21 protein-coding genes are annotated in these 26,242 nt (G+C 45.2%); 9 read left to right on the top strand and 12 right to left on the bottom strand.

Features of this window, described 5'->3' with window-relative positions; genetic code table 11:
- The first annotated feature begins 10 nt into the window (after positions 1–10).
- Complete coding sequence (locus tag GVI43_RS00880; RefSeq protein WP_159564471.1) at positions 11–667, top strand: TonB family protein; 657 nt, start codon at positions 11–13, stop codon at positions 665–667.
- Between the two features lie 67 nt (positions 668–734).
- Here GVI43_RS00880 and yciA read toward each other — a convergent pair whose 3' ends face one another.
- Complete coding sequence (gene yciA / locus GVI43_RS00875) at positions 735–1,154, bottom strand: acyl-CoA thioester hydrolase YciA (protein WP_159564469.1); 420 nt, start codon at positions 1,152–1,154, stop codon at positions 735–737.
- A gap of 177 nt (positions 1,155–1,331) precedes the next feature.
- Positions 1,332–1,907, bottom strand: coding sequence for a septation protein A (locus tag GVI43_RS00870; protein ID WP_159564467.1), 576 nt, complete (start codon positions 1,905–1,907; stop codon positions 1,332–1,334).
- Positions 1,908–2,277: 370 nt separating this feature from the next.
- On the opposite strand from GVI43_RS00870, the gene GVI43_RS00865 reads away from it, so the two are divergent.
- Positions 2,278–3,975 carry a SulP family inorganic anion transporter gene (locus tag GVI43_RS00865; protein WP_159564465.1) on the top strand — a complete coding sequence of 566 codons (1,698 nt, stop codon included), beginning with the start codon at positions 2,278–2,280 and terminating at the stop codon, positions 3,973–3,975.
- 71 nt (positions 3,976–4,046) lie between these two features.
- Here GVI43_RS00865 and GVI43_RS00860 read toward each other — a convergent pair whose 3' ends face one another.
- Positions 4,047–4,814 carry a YciC family protein gene (locus GVI43_RS00860; RefSeq protein ID WP_159564463.1) on the bottom strand — a complete coding sequence of 256 codons (768 nt, stop codon included), beginning with the start codon at positions 4,812–4,814 and terminating at the stop codon, positions 4,047–4,049.
- Between the two features lie 394 nt (positions 4,815–5,208).
- On the opposite strand from GVI43_RS00860, the gene ompW reads away from it, so the two are divergent.
- The gene (gene ompW, locus GVI43_RS00855) at positions 5,209–5,859 is read left to right on the top strand and encodes an outer membrane protein OmpW (protein ID WP_159564461.1); all 651 of its coding nucleotides are present in this window, start codon (positions 5,209–5,211) and stop codon (positions 5,857–5,859) included.
- Positions 5,860–5,964: 105 nt separating this feature from the next.
- Here ompW and ppx read toward each other — a convergent pair whose 3' ends face one another.
- The 4 genes from ppx to GVI43_RS00835 all read right to left on the bottom strand — a co-directional run bounded on the left by ppx (position 5,965) and on the right by GVI43_RS00835 (position 12,202).
- On the bottom strand, positions 5,965–7,497 hold the full coding sequence (gene ppx, locus GVI43_RS00850) for an exopolyphosphatase (RefSeq protein ID WP_159564459.1): 1,533 nt from the start codon (positions 7,495–7,497) through the stop codon (positions 5,965–5,967).
- Positions 7,498–7,505: 8 nt separating this feature from the next.
- Positions 7,506–9,599 (bottom strand): polyphosphate kinase 1, encoded by a 2,094-nt coding sequence (ppk1, locus tag GVI43_RS00845; RefSeq protein WP_159564457.1) that lies wholly within the window; start codon positions 9,597–9,599, stop codon positions 7,506–7,508.
- 233 nt (positions 9,600–9,832) lie between these two features.
- Positions 9,833–10,351 carry a bifunctional 3-hydroxydecanoyl-ACP dehydratase/trans-2-decenoyl-ACP isomerase gene (gene fabA / locus GVI43_RS00840; RefSeq protein ID WP_159564455.1) on the bottom strand — a complete coding sequence of 173 codons (519 nt, stop codon included), beginning with the start codon at positions 10,349–10,351 and terminating at the stop codon, positions 9,833–9,835.
- Between the two features lie 99 nt (positions 10,352–10,450).
- Positions 10,451–12,202 carry an AAA family ATPase gene (locus GVI43_RS00835; RefSeq protein ID WP_170324299.1) on the bottom strand — a complete coding sequence of 584 codons (1,752 nt, stop codon included), beginning with the start codon at positions 12,200–12,202 and terminating at the stop codon, positions 10,451–10,453.
- A gap of 198 nt (positions 12,203–12,400) precedes the next feature.
- Here GVI43_RS00835 and matP point away from each other — a divergent pair, with 198 nt between their 5' ends.
- Positions 12,401–12,859, top strand: coding sequence for a macrodomain Ter protein MatP (matP, locus tag GVI43_RS00830; RefSeq protein ID WP_159564451.1), 459 nt, complete (start codon positions 12,401–12,403; stop codon positions 12,857–12,859).
- 105 nt (positions 12,860–12,964) lie between these two features.
- On the opposite strand, the gene ompA is transcribed toward matP, so the two are convergent.
- Both ompA and sulA read right to left on the bottom strand, forming a co-directional pair.
- Entirely contained in the window at positions 12,965–14,047 is a 1,083-nt protein-coding gene (gene ompA / locus GVI43_RS00825; protein ID WP_159564449.1) for a porin OmpA, read from the bottom strand.
- 823 nt (positions 14,048–14,870) lie between these two features.
- Entirely contained in the window at positions 14,871–15,371 is a 501-nt protein-coding gene (sulA, locus tag GVI43_RS00820) for an SOS-induced cell division inhibitor SulA (RefSeq protein ID WP_159564447.1), read from the bottom strand.
- A 211-nt stretch (positions 15,372–15,582) separates the two neighbouring features.
- Here sulA and GVI43_RS00815 point away from each other — a divergent pair, with 211 nt between their 5' ends.
- A complete protein-coding gene (locus GVI43_RS00815; protein ID WP_159564445.1) occupies positions 15,583–16,194 on the top strand; it encodes a TfoX/Sxy family DNA transformation protein in 612 nt (203 codons plus the stop codon).
- 11 nt (positions 16,195–16,205) lie between these two features.
- Here GVI43_RS00815 and yccS read toward each other — a convergent pair whose 3' ends face one another.
- Entirely contained in the window at positions 16,206–18,395 is a 2,190-nt protein-coding gene (gene yccS, locus GVI43_RS00810; protein ID WP_159564443.1) for a YccS family putative transporter, read from the bottom strand.
- A gap of 128 nt (positions 18,396–18,523) precedes the next feature.
- Positions 18,524–18,976 (bottom strand): YccF domain-containing protein, encoded by a 453-nt coding sequence (locus tag GVI43_RS00805; protein WP_159564441.1) that lies wholly within the window; start codon positions 18,974–18,976, stop codon positions 18,524–18,526.
- 211 nt (positions 18,977–19,187) lie between these two features.
- Here GVI43_RS00805 and helD point away from each other — a divergent pair, with 211 nt between their 5' ends.
- Positions 19,188–21,242, top strand: coding sequence for a DNA helicase IV (gene helD, locus GVI43_RS00800; RefSeq protein WP_159564439.1), 2,055 nt, complete (start codon positions 19,188–19,190; stop codon positions 21,240–21,242).
- Between the two features lie 48 nt (positions 21,243–21,290).
- Here helD and GVI43_RS00795 read toward each other — a convergent pair whose 3' ends face one another.
- Complete coding sequence (locus GVI43_RS00795; protein WP_159564437.1) at positions 21,291–21,749, bottom strand: methylglyoxal synthase; 459 nt, start codon at positions 21,747–21,749, stop codon at positions 21,291–21,293.
- Between the two features lie 195 nt (positions 21,750–21,944).
- On the opposite strand from GVI43_RS00795, the gene GVI43_RS00790 reads away from it, so the two are divergent.
- From GVI43_RS00790 to GVI43_RS00780, 3 genes are all read left to right on the top strand, one after another.
- On the top strand, positions 21,945–22,364 hold the full coding sequence (locus GVI43_RS00790; RefSeq protein WP_159564435.1) for a CoA-binding protein: 420 nt from the start codon (positions 21,945–21,947) through the stop codon (positions 22,362–22,364).
- Positions 22,365–23,062: 698 nt separating this feature from the next.
- Entirely contained in the window at positions 23,063–24,643 is a 1,581-nt protein-coding gene (locus GVI43_RS00785) for a MotA/TolQ/ExbB proton channel family protein (RefSeq protein ID WP_159564433.1), read from the top strand.
- A 104-nt stretch (positions 24,644–24,747) separates the two neighbouring features.
- Positions 24,748–26,232, top strand: coding sequence for a TolC family protein (locus GVI43_RS00780; protein WP_159564431.1), 1,485 nt, complete (start codon positions 24,748–24,750; stop codon positions 26,230–26,232).
- Positions 26,233–26,242: the final 10 nt, after the last annotated feature.

Genomic DNA, 26,242 nt, shown 5'->3' with positions numbered 1-26,242 from the left:
TTTCGCTTCAATGAAAGATCGGATCGAAATACCGGTAACGGAAAGTGCAGCTCCAATGAACGTTGTAATGGTTAATCCTGCTATGTTTGCCGCGCCAGAAGTAACGGCTGAAGAACACAGTAAGGCAACCGAAGCTAAAAGTGAACCAGAGCCTATCCCTGAACCTGTCGTTATTCCTGAACCAATCCCAGAGCCTAAGCCAGCAGAAAAACCAATAGAGAAGCCCAAGCCAGAACCAAAACCAGAACCAAAAAAGCAGCCAAAGCCAAAGAGAGAACCGCAGAAAGAGCCGGTAGAAAAGGCTGAACTTGATAAACCGGCAACCTCTCCAATGGTCAGTAATAACGTGAGTCCGGTGGCTAGCGGGCCTAGCTCATCGGCTACTGGCGTTGCGCCTTCTACCGGTTCTAAAGTGTTAAAGCAGGTTGAACCCGCCTATCCCAAACAGGCATCCGATCGCCGCATTGAAGGTGAAGTCAGGGTGATGTTTGATATCGATGAAGACGGTCGAATTGAGAATATACGCATCGTATCGTCTAACCCACCAAGATTGTTTGACCGCGAGGTGAAAGTGGCGCTGAAAAAGTGGCGCTACACTCCTGTGGTGGTCAAAGATAAAACCCTAACGGTTATTTTTAATATCGATGGCGGGACTAAAATTCAATAGCTAATTTATCGATTTCTATAAACAGAAACGGGTCACATCAAGTGACCCGTTTCTGTTTATATCAGCGTTATTCTGCGTTGTAATTTCTTTTATTGTCAGGAAGCGCTCTGGACTTACCTTCATCGCTGACGGCAACGTAGGTAAATATGGCTTCAGTGACGCAATAACGTTGGCCGATTGGCTCTGAAGATACCTTCTTAACCCAAACTTCCATATTGACGGTAATCGAGCTACGGCCTGTACGAATACAGTGAGCGTAGCAACAAACCACATCGCCTACGGTGACGGGTTTAAGAAAGGTGATGGCATCAACGGCTACGGTGACAACCCGACCACGGGCCATCTCTTTAGCCAGAATGGCTCCGCCAATGTCCATTTGTGACATGATCCAGCCACCAAAAATATCGCCGTTGGCATTCGTGTCTGCGGGCATTGCTAAGGTACGAAGTACCAGTTCTCCGTGGGGAGTTCGTTCTTGTTTGCTCATAGTACTTTCTGATTGGATCTATTATAAGTTAAAAAAATAATGGCTCTAAATTCTCTATCTTTCAAGCCGGAGGTCGGATTAGCCGCGCTAACTGGAACTTTTACGCCTACCGCCTTCCTGTACTTTGAACGATGTGAATCTATTTAGAGCCGATGGTTAAAGCGCGCTGGTAAAAATCTAAAACGGTTCTTTTTTATCTTGCTTATCAGTGGCAGGATTTTTTTGCTCTTCGGGGATATGGCGATAGATATAAACGCCGCTGATCAGCGTGAAGATCAATGTAAGCCCCGTTAGGCCGAATACTTTGAAGTTTACCCAAATGTTTTCAGGCAGCCAGAAGGCAATGTAGATATTCAGTAGCCCGCAGGCGAGAAAGAACAGCGCCCAGCCAATGTTGAGTTTGGTCCAAACGCGTTCTGGTAAGGTGATTTCCTTACCGAGCATGCTTTTTATTAAGGTCTTTTTCAGCACGAATTGACTGAATAATAAGCCTAAAGAGAATAGGGTATAGATACCCGTAACTTTCCACTTGATGAAATCCGGTGAGTGGAAGGCAATGGTTAACGTACCAAAAATGACGACCATGACAAATGTCACCATCATCATCTTTTCTACTTTACGAAATTTAATCAGGCTGTAAACAACGGCTAAGGCCGTGGCGGCAATAAGCGCGCCGGATGCCATATAAATGTCATACAGTTTGTAAACGGCAAAAAACACGATCAGGGGTAGAAAATCAAGAAACTGCTTCATAAATCTTTCCATTGGTCAGTTGGTTGCTGACTATACCGAATTTGGCGGCAGGTTTATACCCTGAGGCTTGAAGTTGTCGTTGTTGCCGGGTTTGCTTCAACGTGAATTCCTTTCGGTATCATTGTCGCCAAGTCTGATAAAACTAATCTTAGCCATGAGTAATATTCATAAGGATAAGAAGGCCTATCGTATTCTTTTTAGACTAGAGGGAAAAGTGGCAAAATAGGATGAATAGGTAACTTTCTGGTTGAAAACGGAAAAATATAAACAATCAGCCTTGTCAGTACCCATCCGGCAACGCATTATGTTCTATCATTGACATAATAAACTCTAAGTATTAGCCAGTATATCGTAGCTGCCAGAGGGGCATATGTTCGCAAGAGTTCTTTTAAATTGGATGCCGGGATTAAAAAACCTGCTGGCATACGATAGAAACTGGTTGAAATCTGATATCCGGGCTGGGCTATCCGTCGCTGCCGTGGCGCTTCCGGTTGCCATTGCTTACGCTGAACTGGCCGGCGTTGGTGCCATTGTGGGTTTATATTCTTGCGTATTACCCATGATTGCCTATGCGCTATTTGGCTCTTCGCGTCAGTTGATTGTCGGGCCTGATGCCACCACCTGTGCCGTCATTGCTGCCGTGGTTACGCCGCTGGCGGCAGGCGATCTGGAGCTTCATTGGCAGTTGACCATTATGATGACCCTGATGATGGGCGGATGGTGCATTCTCGCCAGTAAATTTCGCTTAGGGGCTTTGGCCGATTTACTTTCACACCCGATCCTTACCGGGCTGCTCAATGGCGTTGCAATTACCATTATTGTCGGGCAATTGGGAAAGATCATGGGCATTCAGCTCGATGCTAATCAGGTAATCGAAAAGGTTATTGCGCTACCCGGCCATATTTTGGATAGCCACATTTTGACGTTAGGAATGTCAGTTTTAACATTGGCTATTTTAGCCGCCGTTAAACATTTTCGTAGCCAGTGGCCTGCGCCACTGATAGCTATCATCATTACTACTGCACTGGCATGGGGCTTCTCGGTTCAACAATATGGCGTGGCAACTATCGGCGGTAGCGGGTTTGAGTCTGGTCTGCCGGTGGTTCATTGGGGCGAATTTCAGCCTGGGTTAATGCGTGAATTGGTGATTCCTGCACTGAACTTAGCATTAATCAGCTTTGTGAGTTTAATGCTGACAGCGCGCAGTTTTGCCGCTAAAAATGGCTATGAAATTAACGCCGACGTTGAGTTCAGAGCGCTGGGTATTGCTAATATCATGTCTGGTTTATCTCAGGGTTTTGCCATTAGCGGAGCAGATTCTCGAACCGCTGTTAATGATGCTAACGGCGGGAAAAGCCAGCTGGTTTCAATTATTGCCGCTTTAATTATTGCTTTGGTCGTTCTGTTTTTCACTCAGCCGTTAAAATATATACCCGTATCTGCGTTAGGCGTTGTTTTAGTCTACGCCGCATGGTCATTAATGGATCTGCGCAGTATCTGGGGGTTAAGAAAACGCAATAAATCTGCATTCCGCTTGGCCTGCTTTACCTTTGTTTGCGTGCTGCTTATTGGCGTCATTCAGGGTATTGGTCTGGCGGTTTTACTGGGGTTATTACAGTTCTTACGCACGGTTTTCCGGCCTACTGAGCAATTATTGGGCATTAACGAAGACGGCATGATTCATTCACTCGGCAACTCAACCGGCGTTAAGGCGGTACCGGGCGTAATGATGTATCGTTTTAATTCTCCGCTGACCTACTTTAACGTTGCCTATTTTAAACGTCGGATCCTTAATCTGGTTGATAGTACGCCTTTCCAGCCAAGGTGGGTTGTGATCGATGCGGTAGCCAGCTTCACCTACGCAGATATCAGCGTATTAGCGGCGATTGATGAATTAAAGCGCGATTTGAAAAACCGCCAGATTAAAATCGTTCTGGCTGGCAGAAGAACTGAACTCACCCGCTGGTTTAAAGATAATCGACCAAACATGAAAGAAGACGATATTCTTTTAGTACCGGACCTCTATCTGGCGCTTAAGCTCATTCAAAGTAAGGAACACGCCCTGTGAATATCAATGAATGGGGAATCGAGTGAACGAGTAATAGGGCCGGTGAAACAGACCGGCCTTATTCTTATTATTTATGGTTTGAGCAGCATATAAGCACGGTAGAGATAGGTCAAAAAATAGGCGGTTACCAGATTGGCTGCACCGATTAATAGTATCGGGACGATAACCGGAGAGCTCATGGCCAATTTAATCGCCAGCACATAGCAGATAGATTTTATTGAGAAGGTGAGCAGAAAAATTGGCAGCATGATTTTGGTATTCGCGAGAACCAATTTCCAGCTATTGGTTATAGAATCAACAATGCTTTGCGAAGAACCGAGCAAAATAACCGGCGATAGGGCTAATGCATAAGTGAAAAACACGCCCGGTAAAACATAGAATGACAGGCCCGTCAGAATAATCAGCGAGGAGATAATAGACAGTATTAGCAGTTTAGGTAATCCTCTGGCTGAGGCTCCCAAAGCCCGAAGCGCACTGGTAGCTTGCTGATTTGATACCTGAAATACCAATGTGATAACGCCGGCGGTTAACAATACATTACTCACTAAGAAACTCACCACGGTCGCGATGACCATCGGGATGCTAGCCTGAACGATGGCTAACTGTTGTTCTTTCGGTATCGCATCTACGGCTGACTTTAATTCACTTTGGCTCATATGAGCTGTGCCACCGACAGCGTCGCTGACTAGTTTCTGCAGCCCTGATAGCTCGGGCATCATAATATGTAATAGCGTAACCATAATAAACGAGGTGAGTAATGCCAGCATAAGGAAGCTGGAAAGTTGGTTACGCATAAAGTTGAGGCTGTCACGGGATAGTGAATTGGCCGTGATGGGCATAACGACTCCTGAATTGTCTGGGGAAAGTAATACCGGCTGATTGTAACCCGATCGTATATTTGATGTATTTATTATTACTCTGCTTCCTTTTTACTCGGTCGAGATGTCTTATTTTACTAAAGCACCGACTGCCCGATAAATAATCAAAGCGTAGGCGTTGTAGCTATTAATTAAACCTACTATTTAAAGATTAACTATTCGACGGCTAATTATAAGGCGTTGCATTGTGGTTATTGTTGATTCCAATCAAATAAATAAAAATAATGAATAATGGATAATTTGATAAATTCACTGATTTATCAAATTTAGCCAAAAACTGTGATCCGAGTTAAATCAATTTTACCGCTTACGGGGTATATTTTTTTGACCTATAACCCTAAAAGGAATATGGATAATGAAGAAACTCCCACTGGTATGCTTAATTGCTGCAACATTAGTCCCTTCATTTACTTTTGCTCATCAGGCCGGTGATTTTTTATTTCGCGCAGGTTCGGTAACCGTTAGGCCAAATGAAGGTTCTGATAACGTATTAGGCTTGGGGTCATTTAACGTCAGTAATAATACTCAGCTTGGTTTAACCTTTGGCTATATGATCACTGACAATATTGGAATTGAACTATTAGGTGCTACGCCGTTTAAGCATGATGTTGGTACCGGGCCTACCGGAACGATCGCGACGGTTAAACAGTTACCTCCGTCATTAATGGCCCAGTACTATTTGGGCAACGCAGAAAGCCAATGGCGTCCATACGTGGGGGCAGGTATTAACTACACCACGTTCTTCAGCGAAGATTTCAACGATACGGGCGAAGGTGCTGGCTTAAGTAACCTAAGCGTTGATGATTCATGGGGCGTAGCTTTACAAGCGGGCGTTGACTATAACATCGACAAAAACTGGATGGTTAATACTTCCGTTTGGTGGATGAATATTGATACCGACGTAAACTTTACCTCAACGGATGCCTCCGGTAACCGTACTAACCACAGTATTAGTACGCGCCTTGACCCGTTCGCATTTATGTTTGGCGTTGGCTACAGGTTCTAAAATGTGCCAAGTAAGCTAGTCTGCCACTGATAGACAAAAGCCCCGATGAGAAGTCGGGGCTTTTGTTTTATCGGCCATTATGCGGCTCCGTTTACGATAGTAGCGCTATTTTTCTTCGTCCGTTTTGATATACAGTTTCCAGCCGGTGACGTTATCCCAATACTCCTGCTCTCGCTCCAGATCGGCTAAAACTAATGCGTTTTTTTCCAGATAACCATAGGGAAAGCACAGGGTCAGGTGATAGCCGTCGGTCGTTAAGCAAAGGTAGTCCGGCGCGGTAGTCGCCTGCCGTTGGTTGTTTAGCAGTACGGCAAGGCGTAATAATTGAATAAGTGGAATAACCTGACGCTTTTTAACCAGATTAAATCCCGGCAGTTCATCGAGCTTAATGCCTTTGCGGTGAAAACGTACCAGAGTGGCGACTAATAGCTGGTGTTCCTGATTAAAACCGGGCAAGTTGGTATTTTGCAATATATAGGCCGAATGTCGCTGCATACTGCTGTAATTAATGCTTAACCCGACTTCATGCAGCATCGCGGCCCAACCGAGCAATGCTTCTAATTGAACGTTGGCTAAATCCTGATTATGCACGATCCACTGGGAATAGAGGCTGAGCGTTGTTTCGAGTACTCTTCCGGCCTGTTCTCTGTCTATATTGTAGTGCTCAGCCAGACTTAACGCAGTTCGGCTACGGATATCCTGATGCCGAAACCGACTCTCCATCTCATACAGCACGCCTTCCCGCAAAGCCCCGTGTGATAATCTCAACTCTTTGATGGATAATGCATTAAAAACGCCGCATAAAATTGCCAGCCCGGATACGAACACGCTTTGGCGATCTGATGATAGCCCCGGCAACTCGATGGAGTTAAACGATTTGAATTGGAGCACCCGTTCAACAATCAGGGCTAAACGCTCAGGGGTAATAATTCCGTCTTTCTCACCCATTTCAACCAATACGTTATGTACCGCTTTAATGGTACCGGATGCGCCCAGCGCAAATCGCCATCCTTGCGTGCGATATTGCCAAGACAGATTTTCTAATTTCTGTTCAGCAGCAATCTGCGCGCGTTGAAAACGTTGTTTATCAATTTCTTCACCGGGAAAGAACTGTTTAGAAAAGCTGACGCATCCCATGCGGCGACTTTCGGCCAGTATTGGCGTAAAGCCTTCACCAATGACTAATTCTGTCGAACCGCCACCAATGTCAATTACCAGCTTGCGGTCTTTTTCCGGCTGAGTATGGGCTACGCCCATGTAGATCAAACGAGCCTCTTCCTGACCCGAAATAATTTCGATTGGGTAGGGCAGAATATGCTTTGCTCGTTTAAGAAAATCCTGACCATTCACCGCTAGCCGCAGGGTATGCGTACCGACGATCCGAACGCTGTCGGGGGAGAAGCCCCGAAGCCGTTCGGAAAATAAGCTTAGGCAGGCTAACCCGCGTTCGATTGCCTCTTCGCTAAGATAGTTATCTTTGTCTAAACCGTCGGCCAAGTGAACGCGTTGCTTTACCCGGCCCAATATTTGTAATGCGCCGTTAACCACCCGGGCAATAACCATATGAAAACTATTAGAACCCAAATCGATAGCGGCAATTTCTTGCGGCTTAACGGATGATGAATCATTTAATGGCATAGTGATGATTACTCAGCTGGATCTGTCTGTTCTGGAATGACGACCGGTTGCTCCAGCGCCTTTAAATATTCATAGATAGCGATTTGCGATCTGACCTTTCTACGGTTTCCACGCATAACGTATTGGTTACTCAATTCTTTATCAATAATCCGCGCTTTAACCGTATCGGAAAACTGCAGTTCGATAATATCGAGAACCCGTTGTTTCAGTACCGGATCCAAAATAGCTACGCCAACCTCTATGCGGTAGTCAATATTTCTGGTCATCCAGTCAGCGGATGAGATAAATACCTGACTGTCGCCCTGATTATCAAAAATATAAACCCGGGCGTGTTCCAGATAGCGATCGATAATGCTGATTACCTGAATATTCTCACTGATACCGGGAATATTGGGCACTAAAGAACACATCCCTCTGACAATCAGACGAATTTTGACGCCGGCACCGGATGCCGCATACAGCCGTTCGATCAGCTCTTTATCTACCAGATTATTAATTTTTAGCGTGATGCCGCCGTTTAAACCGGCCTGAGCGTAAGCTATTTCGCGATCGATCAGCTTATTGAGCATCGGGCGTGAGTTTTGCGGGGAAACTAAAAGATGCTCAAAGCTAACGGGACGGTAAGGGTTTTCAATGAAGTTGAATACCCGGCGTACTTCATTAGTGATACGAGAGTCGGCGGTGAGTAAAGAAAAATCGGTATATAAACGGGCCGTTTTTTCATTGAAATTGCCGGTTCCGATATGGGCATAGCGCACGATCTGACCGTCTTCAAGGCGTGATATCAGAAACAGCTTCGCGTGGATTTTTAACCCCGGAGCGGAGAAGATAACGTGAACTCCGGCTTCAGTTAAACGTTTCGCCCAGTGAATATTAGCTTCTTCATCGAACCGAGCCTGTAGCTCAACGACAACGGTAACTTTTTTACCGTTGTGCGCTGCATTAATCATTGATTCGACGATGCGGGAATCTTTAGCTACCCGATATATATTGATTTTAATTGCCAAAACGCTTGGATCAAATGAGGCTTGGCGAACTAATTCCAGTACGTGCTCAAAGGTGTGGTAAGGGTAGTAAAGCAGAACATCCCGCTCTCTGATAGCGTCAAAGCCATTGCGGAAGTTATCAAACCAAATATGCCTCAATCGCGGCAATGGTTTATTGACTAAGTTGGCCTTACCTACGTTAGGAAAGCTGATGAAGTCTTTAAAGTTGTGGTAACGCCCGCCGGGGATCACTGAGTCATAGGATGAAATTCCTAGCTTTTGCCGTAACGTTTCGACCATGTCATTCGGCATATCTCTTTGGTAAACAAAACGGACGGGCTCTGCGGTCAAACGCTGTTTCAGGCTGGAAGACATTAATTCAAGCCAGCTGGATTCCATTTCATTGACTAAATCGTATTCCGCATCCCGGGTCATTTTCATTGAATAGGCGTTCAACGATTCATAGTCAAAAAAGCCTTTAAAAATATCATCTAGGCAGAAGCGAAGAATGTTATCCAATAGGATCATTGGCTTGCGTCTTCTTGGCGGTTCTGGCGGTAGGGTAATAAACCGGGAAATTTTATCTGACGGTATTTCTAACAGCGCATACTGTGTATTTTCTGAATTAATGATGATTTCAACCACCAGATAGGTGTAGTCATCTTTTAGAAATTCCAACAGGCTAATATCGCTATTTAACAGTATTGGGGTGATGTGCTGTCTCAGATGATTTTTAAAATAGTGGCGCAGCCATACCTGTTGATTTTCAGACAGCTGGCGTTCATTAACCAAGAATACTTGATTACGGGCCATTTCAAGCAGCAGCTCATTGTACAGATTATCGAATTCAAGATCGGTCTTGAGCACTTTTGACTGAATTTTTTTCAGAACGTGCTTTGAGCTAGATGCGTAGCCTTGTTCCTGCTTAATCAGAATGCGCCTTTTAACATCGGCAAAGCGAACTTTATAAAACTCATCGAGATTGCTGGAGTAGATGCCTAAAAAACGGATTCGCTCGATGAGTGGGTTACTTTTATCTGCCGCTTCTTGTAAAACCCGCTCATTGAACGATAACCAACTCAGTTCTTTCTCAATATAGAGTTTTTCCTGATTCATCATGACTCCGTGGTGACTAGCTAATAGTAGCATTATGGCGATTTGTTAGGGGGCAAGTCTACTGATACCTAACAGGATTTATTGTATAGCATTAAGCGTAGTGAAACTTAGTCTATAACCGGGAGGCTTGGTGAAGTGGTGAAGTGGTGAAAACTAAAAACGGTGTTGGGGTTTAAACAGTAAAGGCGCCGTCATTCTTAATTGAGCGCGCCTTTACGGTAGAAAACGCTAGCTTAGAATGCGCTAGTATCTTTGAACAGGCCAACCTTAAGATCGGTGGCGGTATAAATTACGCGACCGTCGACTAAAACCTCACCATCAGCCATTCCCATGATCAGGCGGCGATTGATGACGCGCTTTAGGTGCAGACGATAGGTGACTTTTTTGGCGGTTGGAAGAATTTGCCCGGTTAGTTTAACTTCACCAACGCCCAGAGCCCGGCCTTTACCTTCGCCACCCAGCCAGCCTAAGTAGAAACCAACTAGCTGCCACATTGCATCCAGCCCTAAACAGCCAGGCATCACCGGATCGCCGATAAAGTGACAGGCGAAAAACCATAGGTCAGGATGAATATCTAACTCAGCTTCAACATAACCTTTGTCATATTGGCCGCCGGTTTCAGACATTTTTATAATGCGATCCATCATCAGCATATTGGGTGCGGGTAGCGGAGGACCCTCTGCGCCAAACAGTTCACCACGGCCTGACGCCAGGAGATCTTCTTTTGTATAGGATTCGCGTTTCTCAACCATAATTCAACTAACCTTATTTTTTAATATGTAAGAGGGCAGTATACCCTTTAGGTATTCTGCCCTTAGACTAGCTTACACTTGTAAGCTGAACAAGTCCGATCAGCCACGACTAAACCAATTTATCCAGCGTAGTGGCCATGGCAGTCGGCTACGATCGCCGCCACCAGCCAGTACAATACGCTCTTGAATCGCGCTAAGTACGCTGGGCTTATTTTCATCAATGTACGGCAGGCCAATCAACAGTGGTAATGCATCATGGACGTGTTCAATTGCCCACAGATGGAACTGGCCGGCTTTAACTGCTTCAACCACTTCATTTTTTAAACACAGATGACGCACATTGGTTAGGGGTAAAATGACACCCTGCGTACCGGTTAGCTCGCGGTCATTACACACGTCGAAAAAGCCTTCGATCTTTTCATTGATGCCGCCGATAGTTTGTACGTTACCAAACTGATCGACCGAGCCGGTTACGGCAAACTGTTGGTTTATTGGCTGTAGAGACAGAGAGCTGATCAGCGCACATAGCCCCGCCAGTGAAGCGCTATCACCGTCAACTTCACCGTAGGACTGTTCAAAAGCAATTGAGCCGGAGAAAGGAAATTGCTGATCGGAAGCCAGCTCTGACGCAAGAAAGGCCTGCATAATCATAATGCCTTTAGCGTGCAGATTTCCCCCTAGCTCGGCTTTGCGCTCGACATCCATAATTTCGCCGTCACCAAGATGAACCACGCAGCTAATGCGTGACGGTTCGCCCATTGCTCTAGGATGGCCCGGATATTCCAGTACTGAAAGCCCGTTGATTTGGCCAATAACGTATCCTTCAGTTTCGATTCGAACTTGTCCTAGGGCAATATCGTCCTGAACCATGTCTGCCAGATAGCTTTCACGCCAGATTTTTTCCTGCTCTGCTTGAGCAATGGAATCTGCAGTAATTTGTGAGTCAGTATATTGGGCTGCGTCAATTAATAGACTGCTCAGTAGCTGTGGGCAAAGCGGTAATCTTTCTTGATCGCCGCTTTCTCTGACGGCTATTTTTAACAGCGCTGGATAAGCACTGCTGGCTAATTCTGGCAGTTGGTAACGATCGGCTATCGCGTTAAGGTATGTGCACCATGTCGCGACATCTTCGCTTTCAGTAATCGACAGCTCAGATTCAAACTCAGTATACAGTGCGCGCTCGATTAGCTCTGGTTCTAGCTCTTGTAAGTCGCCCAGCCCGTAGCGATCGCCGATAAGAATAATCTTAAGGCTAAGGGGCATTGATGGAATAGAAAGGGGTAGCGGCCGGCTTTCATCGTTAGTGAACCACTGGTAGCAGTGGCTGGTAATGATTTGTTTTAGACGAAACCATAAATGGGGCTGAGCCAATAGCGTTCGTACCGATAAAATCAGGATGCCGCCGTTAGCTTTATGAACTAGTCCGGGCTCCAGGCTATAGCCGCTTTCATATTTACGTAAACAGCCGAATAGTTGTTCTGTTTCCAGCCACTCTTCATATAAACAACCGCCTGTTGCAGCAAAATTATCATCAGCGCTGCTGGCATCTGAACGAGTTACCACCCCATTTTGAATATCATAGCGGCTGCCAATAATGTCGGTTCGCGCAGGTAATAAACGGGTAACCGATTCATGAATTAAAGACAGGTATGCTCGGCTATCCACCGCTTTCACTATCATAAACGGTGAGGCCATTGGGTGCTGACTACAGAACTTGGTCAAAGACTTTTGTAGGCGCGGCTGTGTTGTTTCAATGTCCAGCGGTTCGCGACGATAATCTCGTTCGAATATTTCCGCATAGTCAAAGGTATTTGGCAACAGCTGTTGCCATTCAAGTCGGTTGATAGTCAAAGTATTCGCTGTTTTATTCAAAAAGGAAAACGCGATTATACAAGAATCGCGCAGAGTTCATACCACCAGTAATGCAGTTAGCGGGTTGTAGAGTAAAAATTATAGTTAATGATAGGCAAACTTATCAGATTAGGCTGTTGATAAGGGGGTAAAAGCTGCTATGCTAAAAACGTTACGCGGTCACTCAACGGGTGTTTTATGAAATATCAGCAATTGGATAATCTGGAAAGCGGCTGGAAATGGAAATATCTGGTCAAAAAGCATCGGGAAGGTGAAGCAATAACTCGATACCTTGAGCTGAGCGCGGCTCAGGAGGTTGTTGATGAACTATTACGACTAGAAAATGAGCCTCATAAAGTGCTGGAGTGGATTAATACGCACATTAATCCAGACTTAGATAATCGTTTAAAGCAGACTATCAGGGCTAGGCGTAAGCGCCATTTTAATGCTGAACAACAGCATACGCGTAAGAAATCCATAGATCTTGAATTTATGGTTTGGCAGCGGCTTTCTGGCCTATCACAGCGCCGGGGAATTACTCTTTCAGAAACCATCGTTCAATTGATTGAAGATGCCGAGAGAAAAGAGCAGTACGCCAATCAAATGTTATTACTGAAACAGGACCTGAAAGCGATTCTGACGCCAGAGAGCAAGTAAACTTCCCTTTATCTGCCGATAAAAATTCAACTTTGAGCATTAATACTCTTTATTAATAAAAAAACCCCGCCGAAGCGGGGTTTTTTGTATCAAGAGTAAATCAAATTACATCTTTGATTTAGGGTCTTGAGCAACTTCTTTAACCTGAGTCACGATGTCTTTAGCACCAGTAACTTCGATTTCAACGCGACGGTCTGGAGCCAGACAGTCGATCAGAGCTGCACGAGCTTTAATGTTGTCACAGGTAGAGCCAGTAACTGGGTTAGCTTCGCCTAAACCACGGGCAGAAATCTTATCAGCTGGGATACCTTTAGATACTAAATAGCTAACAACTGAATGTGCACGTTGCTCAGACAGTTTTTGGTTAGATTGCTCTGAACCGATACGGTCAGTAAAGCCAAGAACTACGATAGAACCGTTTTGTGGGTTGATTGAACTTAACTCACCATACAGTTGATCAAGGGCTTGACGACCTTCTGGTTTCAGATTTGATTTAGCAAATGCGAACAGAACGTCTGATTTCAGCGTGAAACGCTTAGTTTCAACAACTGGAACAGCTACAACTGGAGCTGCAGGCTTGTTCTGACCGAAACGGTAAGCAACGCCTAAGCTCAGCATGCCGTTGTCTGGACGAGTACCAACGCTGTCGCCATCACCGATGTTGTTAACCCATTGGTAATCTAAACGAGTAGCAATGCTTGGGGTGATTGCATATTCAACACCAACTGCTGCCAGTGGAGAAACGCCAGTTTCGTGCGCTTTATATTCGCCGCCACCATTAGCTGCTGATGGATGGATTTTAGCATCGCCACGCCATCCCATAGCACCTAAACGGGTGTACAGGTCAAGGTCGTTCATGATTGGGTAGCTTAATTTAGTAGTAAGCTGGATACCTTGTGCTTTATAAGCACCGCTGTCATCACCACGGTAAGTCATACGACCTAACCAGTCATAACCTAATTCAAAACCTACGTATTGATTCGCTTGATAACCAACATAAGCACCAGCGCCTAATTGGTTAGGGTGAGTGTTGTCGTTATTCAGTGCACCATTGTAAAAGCCAGTGTCATGGTAAGAAGACCAACCAACTTTAGCACCGGTGTACCAAGTATTATCTTGTGGAGCTGCTTGCGCTACAGTAGCGAAACCAGTTAATGCCATTGCTAGTGCAATTGCTGTCTTTTTCATTTTGCGCCTCGTTATCATCTAAAATAGTTATTGATATAAGTTAATGCTTTATAGATCTAGTTTTAAAGTTCGAAGTTAAAGTACTCCCATCAATCCTTGACTGACATCGAGAATCTAGAACCATAAAGCAACCCAATCAAGGTAAAGTTTACAACGTGTAAGAAAAGTTACAAGTCTTGAGTACTATAAAGTACAAAAAATATCTTGATTGATTCAAATATTAACATATCTAACTTGCTAATAGCACTTATTTAATGAGTACCTACATAGGGTGACAAGAATAGTCGCTAAATGATTTTATTAAATGCGAATCTAAGATAAAAGAGCAACATATCTGTTGCTTAAATTTAGAAATGAGTGTTACACGAGTATCATTACTTGTAACATTAAATTACATTAAATTAATTATGTAGAATAAAAGGGGAGTTAAGCAAATATGAAAGGGTGTTTATTTTAACTATTTGAAATTAATGGTTAAATCTTAATCCTCTAAGGAAGTGAAGTTAAGCTTTAGAAGCCAAAATCATTAAATCACATGAAATAATAAAATGTCAGTTGACTTATTGATAGCCTATTATTCATAAAATAAGGTGATAATATCTTAGATAACTAGCTATTTATTCAGATGCTATAAGTATGCTCTTTTAATATTTTTATGGCAGCTCTATAGATGGCAGAAGTAACGTTTTTTGGCCTAGCCTGAATACCAATAAAAATAAAAGTGAATTTAACATCCATATAGTTAAGACAATATATAGGCGATCGCTGCATAGGGGTATCAGATATACCCGTCTAGCTTTAACAGTCACACATTCAAGGTTAACTAGTGCCAATGTACGTGATTATAATGTGGGTTAGCCTGAGGCATTGAACTCGGTTGCAAGATAAATCCATAGCAATCGCCCTGCTGGGCCGCACGCTGTAGCCGCTGTTTAACTTCATGACTAACAACGGGTAACCAAGCAATAACCGTACTGAAGTTACCGCTGCGTAGCGCTTTTTCCATCATCTCAACGCTTTTTTCTGTAGATAGCTTATTCAGGCTAACCGTTTTTTGGGTCGGAAGTCCTAGGCTATTAATCCAATAACGATTCATTCTGCTGTCTGGAGAAAGCCAAAGCTGCCAACGGGGTTGATGGCCCAGCTGCTGTAGAAAAGGCAAAAGCAGGTGAAAAGTAAATGGATTCTGTGGGTCATAAACAATTTCACTGACTAAACCGGTGTTGTACTGATGGGCAGAATTCTCACCGATTGTTTGAGCCATCGCGTGTGATGCGTTGTTATTACTTTGCTTATTACTCTGCTTAGTTAAGTAGCTAATCATAGTTCCTCCTGTTTGACTGTATGGATATACAGTATAGAAGGTGTTGTAGAAAATCAACTATTTTCAGTACGCATCGCATATTTGCAATGTAATGACGGTTAACTGACTATTAATACTAGATATTTTTTGTAATTTAGTTATGTTGAGAATTAGTTTTTCAGGTAAATAGTACGACTAATTCATTACTAATACATTGATAACAGGAGGCGCGATGAACAGAAAAGAGACGAAACAGCTAGTCACTGATGTAATCGAATATCTTAACGGGCTAGGAACACTGACCTCTCGTTCGATGTTTGGCGGATACGGAATTTGTAAAAATAAGGTGATGTTTGGGCTGGTTTCCGATAATAAATTCTATCTCAGGGCGAATAGAAATTTAGAACAGGTATTTATTACTCACGGTATGGCCCAGTTTATCTACAGTAAGAGAGGTATTCCGGTTCTGCTGCGTTATTTCCACGTTCATGAATCGTTATGGAAAGAGAAGGCCGTATTAGATGCATTAGTTAACTATTCACTCTCAGCGGCGGTTAACGATCTTGAAGAGAAAACTAAGCAAGACGCCGCAAGGCTGAAAGATCTGCCTAACCTGAATATTTCAGTAGAGCGCTTGCTAAGAAGAGTGGGTATTGTCAGCGTAGACGATTTGATTAGTCTGGGTGCGATAAATAGTTACATCCGAATTCGTACGATAAAAAAGGACGTGAGCCCCGATTTACTTTTTTCTCTGGCTGGTGCGATAGAAGGGTGTCACTCAGCCGCATTGCCAGAAGCAATACGTGATGAACTGTTGGACCACTTAAAGTGTTCTTGCGGGTGAATTAAGTAACGCTATTTCTCAGGCGGTAGCGCTGTTATTTCTGGTTGTGGGGTTCTGTCGTGCGTTACAGGGCAGATATCACGTAATAGTGAAATAAACTCCGGCAACAACCCGACGATCAGCGCTAGCTGCTGTGTGACTAACTGATTTTTGCTTTTAGAGGTATTGTCCAGATCGACTATCCGCCGATTTACATCGTGCAGTAGGGGGCAAACGCGCTCAGCTTCATCCGGGCTTGCCTGTAGTGAATCAGAAATATAGCAAACGGCGTCATCCAATAATTCTAATATCTCCGGGCTATTAGTCAGTTGCTCTCGATGGGCTCCCAACGCTGAAATATAGCCGAGAAAGGTATGGTTGAGGCAAAGTAAGCGAAACCCCTGATCTACCTGTTCTCTATCCTTTCTGGGTTCTGCGGCCATGCTGGAAATTACCGACGCCAGCTCAGCGTCACAGTTATGCGCATTACGGCGCACAATTCGATAATCAACGCCGTTATTTTTTCCTTGATGATACTGTTGCAAAATAGCATCCAGATAGCGGCAGTTAGCGTCAATGGCCTTATCCATAACCAGCGATAGGTGCCTGAACTTCCAGTCCGGCCAGATAAAACTCACCGCGGCCCACGCTATACCACAGCCGATTAAGGTATCTACAACTCTTGGCAGCGCAACGCTGAATCCTTCGCCTAACAGGTTAAAACAAAATAACACCAGAAGCGTAATGAACATGGTGGCATAGGCGTAGCGGACGTTTCTAAACGCGAAGAACAATACGCCGCTGATCGCGATCAAAATAAGCTGGCCTTCCTGAGAAGGGACAAAATAGAGGATTGGTAGTCCTAACGCGATTCCCGCCAAAGTACCGAACACTCTTAGCGTTAGGCGAATTTTGGTTGCATTGTAGTTTGGCTGGCACACAAACAGGCTGGTTAACATAATCCAGTAACCATTCTTTAAGTCAGCCAGTTGGATGATAGCGTAACCCGCGCATAGTACGACGGACATCCTCACCGCATGGCGAAACAGAACCGACTGCGGCGTTAGATTGTGCGAAATTCTTGACCAAATATCTTTTAAACCGCTGAGCTTATCTTCAGCCAGCGTATTGTCCTGAGTTGTTTCGGTATTCACCGTTTGTTCTGATTCAATATTGCTAAGCTGATTATCGATCGCCTTCAAATTTTTAAGTAAATGGCGTAGCGACTGAGTTAGCAATTGAGGTAAATCTTGGTTATCTTCAAGATTAGACAGACTTTTATCAAGATGAGCTAAAGCCTGAGCCAGATAGGTATCGTAAACATACTTTTGTTGAAAGCGGATCGAATAGGCAATGTTTGAACAGGCTTTCGACTGCAATGTCAGCAGGCGCTGAAAGCGAAAAAGAATATCGGTATAGCGTAATGTCTTACTTAACTGCTGGTATTGGGCGTGAGAAGAGCTGGCCTGCTCGTGAATATCCTGAGCTACAAAGTAATAATGCAGCATTCTGCGGGTATTACGCTGGCCCCGGTCGCCCTTAAGGCGGGTTAGCAGTGAGGTTTTAGTCTGGTTCAGCGTTTCAACCAGGTTACCGTTTGCCATGGTTGCCTGAATCAATTGATCGGTAAACTGCCGTTCTTCGTCGGGATCGAACAGGGCCGATTTAGCATCGAGATACTGGGCTAGCTTTTCAAAGCATCGGGCCAGATTGTCCTGCAGTGGGCGAATGGGAAGAATCAGATGCCCCAACAGGGTAATCAGGTTATACCAAATAGCGCCGGTTAATAGCAGCGCCGGTTGCTGATACCACGAGTCGTACATTGATACGCCCAACATGGTATAGATAGCAATCAGCAGCGCGCCAAAGGCAATGGTGGCATACCGCTGGCCCAGCGAGCCCAATAGAATAAAACCGCCGGTAGAAACGAGTAGACCCAGTGCAAACAACCAAGGGTAGGGGAATAGCAGTTCAATAGAGACGGATGCAATAAAAAAGCACAGCAAAATAATGACCAGGTTACGTAGCCTACCCGACAGCCGATCGTCAAGATCGGTTAATGCCGCGGCAACAACGCCCAACGTCAGCGGAATGGTTAACAGACGTTCGCCTATCCACCAAGGGATAAAAATCGTGCCGCTTAAAGCAATAAAGATACGGATGCTATACAGCAAATTGCTGTTATAGAAATAGCGTCGCAGCGTTAATATAAATGACGTCACATCGGTCCTTTTTACTTCTCTGGCGCAACTTATACCCTACATTTTTCAAGCTACCAGCGAACTGGCTATTCACCTTTACTGATTACCTTGCTGTAGCCTGAAGTCTATAGGGTATAGCGCTGCTGAAATTAACGTTGTTCAAACTGGCGCTTTGCCTCAGCGATTCTGGCCTGCTGGGCAACTTCAACGGAAACCACTCTGCGACCAATCGGCCAAAGCGCAATGACGGCAATTTTAAAGTTAGCAATGCCAACCGGAATACCAATAATAGTTACACATTGCATAATACCCGCGCAAATATGGCTCAGACATAGCCACCAGCCAAAAAACACCAACCAGAATATATTCAGTGCGGTACCGCCGGCGTTTCTCAGCGAATTGCGATTCTCAGGGTTTAACTCATCAACGTGGATAGCCTCATTACCGAAAGGAAACAGTGATAATTTGGTAATTTCCCAACAAGATCGGGTTAATGGTAACGTGAAAATGAACACAATCGTTAATATGGTAACCAGCAACCAACCTAGCGTGGTGACAAATCCACCGAGAATAAAATTGAGTATATTTAATATACTGCGCATCAAGTAACCCCAAACAAGAATAATGAACCACTATAAACCGTGCGCTATTGTCACGGTTGAGGCCGCTTTACTCAATAGAAAGCGTTACCATTTGTTATTTTAGAAGATAAAGTCGCTTCTTTTCTGCATTTCGGCTAGAGCGACAGTGGTAATAAAGAGTAAACTGGATACCATCGGGCGAATGATATAAGAACGGGTATTGCATAACGCTATGGAACTAAAATCAACCTCTGTCGGCCAGCACCTGGCTCAGCATCCCTATAATAAAGTCAAAATGCTTAACGCGGGCGTTGAAATCAGCGGTTCAAAACACGCTTATACCATTCCTTTTAATCAGCTCCTGGCCATTCGCTGCAAGCGTGGATTAGTCTGGGGAGAACTAGAGTTTGAGCTCCCCGATCAAAAGGTTGTTCGCCTTCATGGAACTGAATGGCGCGAAACCCAACATTTCTACCACCATCTCAATGGCGTATGGCAGCAGTGGAGTGATGAAATGAGCCTCATTGCCGCTGAGGTGCTAAATCAGCAGTCTCAGCGCATCGCGGAACGTTTACATCAACAGCGCTGGCTGACCCACCAAGATCTCGACCATATTCAGGTGGAAGTTCAATCGGTATTCAGTTCACTGCCTTTACCTATTGGCCGGTTGACTGAGTTTACCTCATGCAAAGCGTTATATGAGTCATGCCAGCAATGGCTTGAGTCAGGTACAAAACTGGTATCCATGGCGAATAACGCGTGGGTAGCGGCCATGCTGACCAAACACCGTGACTTCTTTGAACGTATCGAATCCAAACCGCTAAATTCAGCACAGTGCCGCGCCGTGATCACCGGTGAGAAGAATGCGTTAGTGTTAGCCGGGGCCGGAAGCGGTAAAACCTCGGTGATTGTGGCGAGGGCCGGGTGGCTTTTACACCACGACAGCGTGAAGCCTGATGAGATACTTTTATTAGCCTTCGGGCGCAAAGCCGCTGATGAAATGAATCAACGCATTCAACAGCGGTTGAAACAGCCTGATATTCAGGCCAAAACGTTTCATGCTCTGGCATTACAGATTATTGAACAATGTAGCAAAAATGTGCCGGTTATCAGCAAGCTGGAAACTGAGACCGCGCAGCGTCGCCGGTTCCTTATTCAACAATGGCAACGGCTGTGTAGCGAACAGAAGAGCCAGGCTTCCGGCTGGAAGAGCTGGCTATCTCAGGATTTAGGCTGGGAATTAGATGATGATGCGTTCTGGAAAAACGACTATTTGTCCGAGCGGTTAGCCGTACGGTTAGACTACTGGTTAGGGCTAATTCGTACTCACGGCACGAGTCAGGCGGATTTAATCGCCATGGCGCCGGAAGAGTTACGCAGCGATTTTCAAAAGAAAATCCGGCTACTTTCACCCTTATTAAAAGCCTGGAAGTCAGCTCTGAAAGCGGAGGGCGCGGTAGACTTTTCCGGCTTACTCCATCAGGCGATTAATTTTATTCACAAAGGTAAATTTGTCAGCCCGTGGCGGCATATTCTAATTGATGAATTTCAGGACCTTTCGCCGCAGCGCGCCGCATTGATTAACGCATTACGCGATCGCCACCCGGAGACCAGCCTGTTTGCGGTTGGTGATGATTGGCAGTCTATCTATCGGTTCAGCGGCTCAGAACAGGCATTAACCTCAGATTTCAGCCGTATTTTTGGCATTGGCGATCGCTGCTCACTCGACACGACTTACCGTTTCAGTCAGGAAATCAGTGATATTTCCAGTCGCTATATTCAACAAAATCCGGCCCAGTTAAAGAGAACGATGAATAGCCTGTTCCAAGGGGAAAGAAATTCGATTACCGTTTTGCCGGATACCCAGCTGGAAGCGCTGTTTAACAAACTCAGCAGCTATGTCAAACCCGATGAGAAGATAATGGTACTGGGGCGCTATCACTATTCCCGCCCGGAAATACTCGCCAAAGCCTCAACCCGCTGGCCTAAACTGCATATTGAGTTTATGACCATTCACGCCAGTAAAGGGCTACAGGCTGATTACGTTGTAGTGGTAGGGCTACAGTCAGGAAGAGACGGTTTCCCTGCCAACCAGAGTTCTTCGGTAATTGAACGGGTATTGCTGCCTCAGAGCGATGACTTTCCTGATGCAGAAGAGCGGCGTTTACTGTATGTCGCATTGACCAGAGCGAAAAATCAGGTCTGGCTGATGCAAAATACGGCGTCGCCGTCGGCGTTTGTTAAGCAACTTTCTGATATCGGCGTAGCGGTTAAAAGAAAGCCCTAGCAGCGTAATATCTTCTAGGGCTATGAACCAAGGGAATCGGTTAGAAAACTATTTCAGCCGGTCTTCAAGGTATTTCTGATAGTCAGGGATTTCGATCACAATTTCTTTCTCAAACAGGCCGGATTTAATCAGTAGATCGGCCGTCGAACGGTTGGTTGCAACGGGAATATTCCAAACGGTTGCCAGCCTTAGTAACGCTTTAACGTCAGGGTCGTGAGGAACGGCGTTCAGCGGATCCCAAAAGAAAATCAGTATGTCAATTTTGCCTTCTGAAATCAGTGCGCCAATCTGCTGGTCTCCGCCCATGGGGCCACTGAGCATGCTGTGCACCTTAATATCCGTAGCCCGTTGAACCAGATTACCGGTAGTTCCTGTGGCATAGAGTTCGTGTTGGGCGAGAGTGGCTTTGTTCTTTTCTGACCATTCTAATAACGCCTGTTTGCAGTGATCGTGGGCAACCAGTGCAATATGTTTTCTTACCGGAATTGTGCGGGTAGTCAGTTGCATGTGTAATAAAGTCCCTATTTAAATAGTTATGCGCTATAGATTACTGAAACTCGGTTTCATAAAGAAGCAATAAAATATAAAAGTGTGCATCCTGTTGATATTAACCCACTGATTATTCTTATACCGTTTGACTGAACGTGGCATCAACGCTAAAACTTATTTAAGGTTCCCATCATTCTGCCGGAGTAGTTTGAAATGAAAGATAATGAAATTCTGGCCGTCTTGCAGCAGGTGAAGACCATTGCGTTAGTCGGTGCCAGCGATAAACCCGCCAGAGATAGCTATAAAGTGATGGCTTTTTTACTTGCTCAAGGGTATCAGGTTATTCCCGTTAGCCCGAAACTGGCGGGAGAAACGCTGTTAGGGCAGCGGGTTTATGCGAGTCTAAAAGATATTCCTATTACCATAGATATGGTTGACGTTTTTCGTAATTCTGATGCGGCCTATGAAGTGGCGGAAGAAGCCATTGCTATAAAAGCCAAAGTCCTTTGGCTCCAGATTGGCGTGGTTAACCATCAGGCTGAAAAAATGGCTCAACGGGCCGGGCTTAACGTGATTATGGATCTTTGCCCTAAGATTGAAATTAGACGCTTAGGTTTAGAAAAGTCATATTGAGTCGTGGTCTACAAGCCGGTGGTATACCGGCTTTAAACCGCTGACAGTGTGGTCTAATTTGATTTCTGCATCAGCTTCGTCAGCGAAACGAATGGCTAAAAGCATCGCTCCAAATCACTACCAATATCACTACCAATGGCTCTTGAATAAATAAAGGTGAAAAGTTGCCGGGCTAACCGGATAAATACCTATTACCGTCACATTTACTATTATGAGTAATATGAATACGTAACGTTAATCGCTTAGAAATATTATATATTAGCAAAATAATAAGGCGGAATTGATTTCAGCCTTAGATTATGAAAAATATTAAATCATCTAATTTTATGAATTTATTGTTTCGGTGAGCGTTTGTGGCTTTCTGTATAGAATAAAAATCTATATATATGTGAGGCGCTAGTTAAGCTCTGGCTCCTGCGGCCGTTGCTGCTATCATTTGGCGGTACCAGTAGGTCTGGCTGGCGGTTTATCCGTAATACGGCTAATTAAAGGTCAGGGTAATAATCAGAATGTTAACTATTTATATATTACTGGTTCTCTTAACGATTATTTTAGATGCATTTGAATGTTTCGATTAATTATTTCGGGTTAGATTATTCAATTATCTAACTCGTAATTTTTTACTTTTTTAGAATAGCGTAAGTAGCAAAACTAAAGTACCGAAACTAAATTAACCGATCGATTAAGGGATTGCAGTTATGTCGTTAAAATCAGCAAATCAGTCATTACGGTTTGTGTTTATTATCCTTACAGTCATCGTTTGCTGTTATTTCCTTTTTTTCGACGATTTATTGGTCGCTATCGATCACTCGCCGTTAGTTAACTCCAGTATCATCGGCGTTCAGATTATCGGTGTTATTTACTCGTTTTTCGTTGCGATTTCGCTGGTGATTGGCATCAAGGACTGGCGGCGTTTTGTACAAAAAACTTCTTCAAACTCTTCTCCCGTTCGTTTGCGCGGTGCGGTTGGCATGCTGCAAAAACGCGTCACGGATCTGGCGCACTCAAACAGTGAAGTTAGAAACGCCCTATTACAAACGGTACGGGAATCTTTCTCGCGCAAAGTTACCGGTACCGAGTATCTTTCCGGGCTGTTGGTTGGGCTTGGCCTGTTGGGTACCTTTATCGGTCTCATTATGACCATGGGCAGTATTAAAGAGGCCATCGGCGTGATGAGCTCCGGTAACGGTGAAATTTCTGCGTTACTTGAAGGGCTGGCGGCTCCGTTGGGCGGTATGTCCGCGGCATTTACCGCCTCTCTACTAGGGCTATTAGGGTCATTAGTGATGGGGCTAATTGCCCATATGCTCAACACCACTTCCGAGCATTTATATTCAGACATTGATAGCTGGGTACACGCCCAACTGGCTGAAAGTAACGTTCAAAATTGGGGTTTTAGCAGCACTCTGGCCGACGGAAAACCCGGCGTTAGTCACTATGCTCCGCCAAGCGGTATTGGTGCGAATTACGAGGTTGAACGCCTTTTACGGGGGATCCTAAAGTTCACCGAAGTTCAGCAGGCCCAGCAGCACGAAAGCGTTAACTATCTGAACAAGCTATTGGCTTGCCAAGAGAAGTTATTTACCGGCCAGCAAGCGATTACCGAGGGGCAGCAGAGTACGCTGGAAAACATCGAAAATAATCATCAACACCTGATGGATATTATCGATGTTCACAATCAGCATATTGTCGAAATTTTACAGGGGTCGCTTAATCAACAGTCTGGTTTGGTGACCGCGATACAAACGACAAACTCCCATTTAGCGGCAAGCGGCGCACTGCTTCAGCGGTCTCTCAACGTTCACGAGAACCTCTATCAGGGGGTAAAACGCGTCAATGATGAGCTAAGTGAGCTCAATCTGCAGGCCGGGAAACAAAGCCAAAAGCAGGACGAACTGATTGGTTACGCAAAGCATACCGGTGCTGCCGTAATACAGATGAACCAGTCGGTTATTCAGTGTACCGGTTACCTTAACCAAAACCGCATTCAGGTGAGTGACACCTTTGAACAGGTAGCTGAAAGTCTGCAAGGCCTGCGGACTGAAATGGCAGGCGGACGCCAGCAGATACTCACGCTTGAATCTCTCTTACGCATGGGCTCTGACGGCTCAGAAAGTATTGTTCAGGCGGTTAAATCACAGAACCACGCCCTGCTGGAGTGCGTTCGTCAAGTGACAGAAGCCAGAGTGTCGCTACTTTCAGCCAGTGAAATGCTAGCGGCCAAATACCGGAATACGCAAAATGACGGCCAAGAAAACGGACTGACAGAAATAAACTAGTTTGCTGCTTATCAAGCGTTTTATGAATTAGCCGCGTACGGAAAAACGGTTTTTTCGCCAAGAATTGAATACAAATAACGTCACCGAGAAGGTTAGGGTAACCCATGAAGATGCAAATAAAAAAATTGGCATATTCAGCCTTGTGTACCCTGTTTGTTTCGGGCTGCGGCACCTCGGTGAATAGCACCACGATAAATAGCACCATGATAAATAGCAACGCGACGAATACGATCGCGATAAATACTATCACGACAAACAACGGTACCGCAGGCGTTCCGGATTTGTCCGGTGCCGTTTTATCCCCGCCGGTACTCAGTCAGGGGGACTCTGCCGACCAAATGTTTAGACCACCGTCAGCGGTGGGTACGTTTTCGCTGGCGGCAGCATTAAAGCAGGCTCAGGATTACTCTTTACGTACGGTTATTAGCCGTGCCCGCCTTGAGGAAGCACAGCGGCGCATCGACGAGGCAAAGGCCGGTTACTACCCCAAGCTGCAGGCCATGGCAAAAACGTCTGACTGGGTTTCCGATCGAAGCTCTCAGATAGAGAAGTCGTTTGATGAATACGCTCAAATGCAACTTACGCTGCAATATAATTTGATGGACTTCGGCCGCACCACCCATGCGCTAGGAAGCGCAAGTGAGATCCATAGGTCAGCGTCTTTCAGTTCCGACGGTGAAACTAATTCAGTTACGTTTGATACCGTCAAGGCTTATCTCGACGTTCGTCGTTACACGCTACTGTTGGCCGCGGCGACAGATCACGTCAACGTAACGTCAGCATTGGTCGATACGCTAAATATTCGAGTAGCGGGCGGTGGCTCTCCGCAATCTGAACTGATCCGCGGCCAACTGGCGCTGACCAATGCGCAAAACCGGCAAAAAACTATTGACCTACAGCTTGCTAAAGCAAAACAGAAATTACGCAGCCTGCTGGGCCAAGAGATCTCGGTAGAAACCATCGGGCTGGATGATATTCCGGCAACGGCAGATTTTAACGCGATGGTGGCCAGCATTCAGCAAAACAACCCAAATCTTAAAGCGCGGTTGGCCGAGCTGAACGGGGCAAAAGAGGATGTTTTAGCCTCAAGAGCTGCACGATACCCAAGTATTGACGCGGTGGGTGCCTATAAAAAGCCCGTTCAGAATCCGGGCGGTTTAGACGGTAACTATCTCGGCAGCAACGTTGCGCTACAGATCAGCATTCCGGTATTAGACGGCGGCATTAACAGTTCGCGCATTGGTCAGGCTGAGGCCCGTTTACGCGCCGCTGAAGCGACCTATGGTCAGCTACAGCGCGACATCAGCGAGATGGCATTCAATTTGTCTAACGATGCGGTCAGCGCGAAAGATAGGTGGATCATTCAGGGCAAAGCCAAAGCCGACGCCAGCCGGACTAAAGATTTGTATCTGGATGAGTTTCGTTTGGGTACCCGCAGCCTGAATGACCTCATTAGCGTACAGAGCGACTTTTTTAACGCCAACGCGGGTCGGGTGACATCTCAATATGATTATTACCTTTCGGTACTCGGGCTGTATTTGCTTGCCGGGCGGGTCGATTACGGTATTAAAACGCTCCAGCTACGCTAACCCGGGAATA

It is taken from the genome of Budvicia diplopodorum (assembly GCF_009800925.1).
In the GTDB taxonomy this organism is placed as follows: Bacteria; Pseudomonadota; Gammaproteobacteria; order Enterobacterales; family Enterobacteriaceae; genus Budvicia; species Budvicia diplopodorum.
Note: the sequence above shows the minus strand (reverse complement) of the source record. Positions and strands in the feature narration are given on the sequence as shown.

Excerpts from the sequence above, each read along its gene's own strand:
- GVI43_RS00880 (WP_159564471.1), top strand. The coding sequence starts at position 11 with ATGAAAGATCGGATCGAAATACCGGTAACGGAAAGTGCAGCTCCAATG.
- yciA (WP_159564469.1), bottom strand. The coding sequence starts at position 1,154 with ATGAGCAAACAAGAACGAACTCCCCACGGAGAACTGGTACTTCGTACC.
- GVI43_RS00870 (WP_159564467.1), bottom strand. The coding sequence starts at position 1,907 with ATGAAGCAGTTTCTTGATTTTCTACCCCTGATCGTGTTTTTTGCCGTT.
- GVI43_RS00865 (WP_159564465.1), top strand. The coding sequence starts at position 2,278 with ATGTTCGCAAGAGTTCTTTTAAATTGGATGCCGGGATTAAAAAACCTG.
- GVI43_RS00860 (WP_159564463.1), bottom strand. The coding sequence starts at position 4,814 with ATGCCCATCACGGCCAATTCACTATCCCGTGACAGCCTCAACTTTATG.
- ompW (WP_159564461.1), top strand. The coding sequence starts at position 5,209 with ATGAAGAAACTCCCACTGGTATGCTTAATTGCTGCAACATTAGTCCCT.
- ppx (WP_159564459.1), bottom strand. The coding sequence starts at position 7,497 with ATGCCATTAAATGATTCATCATCCGTTAAGCCGCAAGAAATTGCCGCT.
- ppk1 (WP_159564457.1), bottom strand. The coding sequence starts at position 9,599 with ATGAATCAGGAAAAACTCTATATTGAGAAAGAACTGAGTTGGTTATCG.
- fabA (WP_159564455.1), bottom strand. The coding sequence starts at position 10,351 with ATGGTTGAGAAACGCGAATCCTATACAAAAGAAGATCTCCTGGCGTCA.
- matP (WP_159564451.1), top strand. The coding sequence starts at position 12,401 with ATGAAATATCAGCAATTGGATAATCTGGAAAGCGGCTGGAAATGGAAA.
- ompA (WP_159564449.1), bottom strand. The coding sequence starts at position 14,047 with ATGAAAAAGACAGCAATTGCACTAGCAATGGCATTAACTGGTTTCGCT.
- sulA (WP_159564447.1), bottom strand. The coding sequence starts at position 15,371 with ATGATTAGCTACTTAACTAAGCAGAGTAATAAGCAAAGTAATAACAAC.
- GVI43_RS00815 (WP_159564445.1), top strand. The coding sequence starts at position 15,583 with ATGAACAGAAAAGAGACGAAACAGCTAGTCACTGATGTAATCGAATAT.
- GVI43_RS00805 (WP_159564441.1), bottom strand. The coding sequence starts at position 18,976 with ATGCGCAGTATATTAAATATACTCAATTTTATTCTCGGTGGATTTGTC.
- helD (WP_159564439.1), top strand. The coding sequence starts at position 19,188 with ATGGAACTAAAATCAACCTCTGTCGGCCAGCACCTGGCTCAGCATCCC.
- GVI43_RS00795 (WP_159564437.1), bottom strand. The coding sequence starts at position 21,749 with ATGCAACTGACTACCCGCACAATTCCGGTAAGAAAACATATTGCACTG.
- GVI43_RS00790 (WP_159564435.1), top strand. The coding sequence starts at position 21,945 with ATGAAAGATAATGAAATTCTGGCCGTCTTGCAGCAGGTGAAGACCATT.
- GVI43_RS00785 (WP_159564433.1), top strand. The coding sequence starts at position 23,063 with ATGTCGTTAAAATCAGCAAATCAGTCATTACGGTTTGTGTTTATTATC.
- GVI43_RS00780 (WP_159564431.1), top strand. The coding sequence starts at position 24,748 with ATGAAGATGCAAATAAAAAAATTGGCATATTCAGCCTTGTGTACCCTG.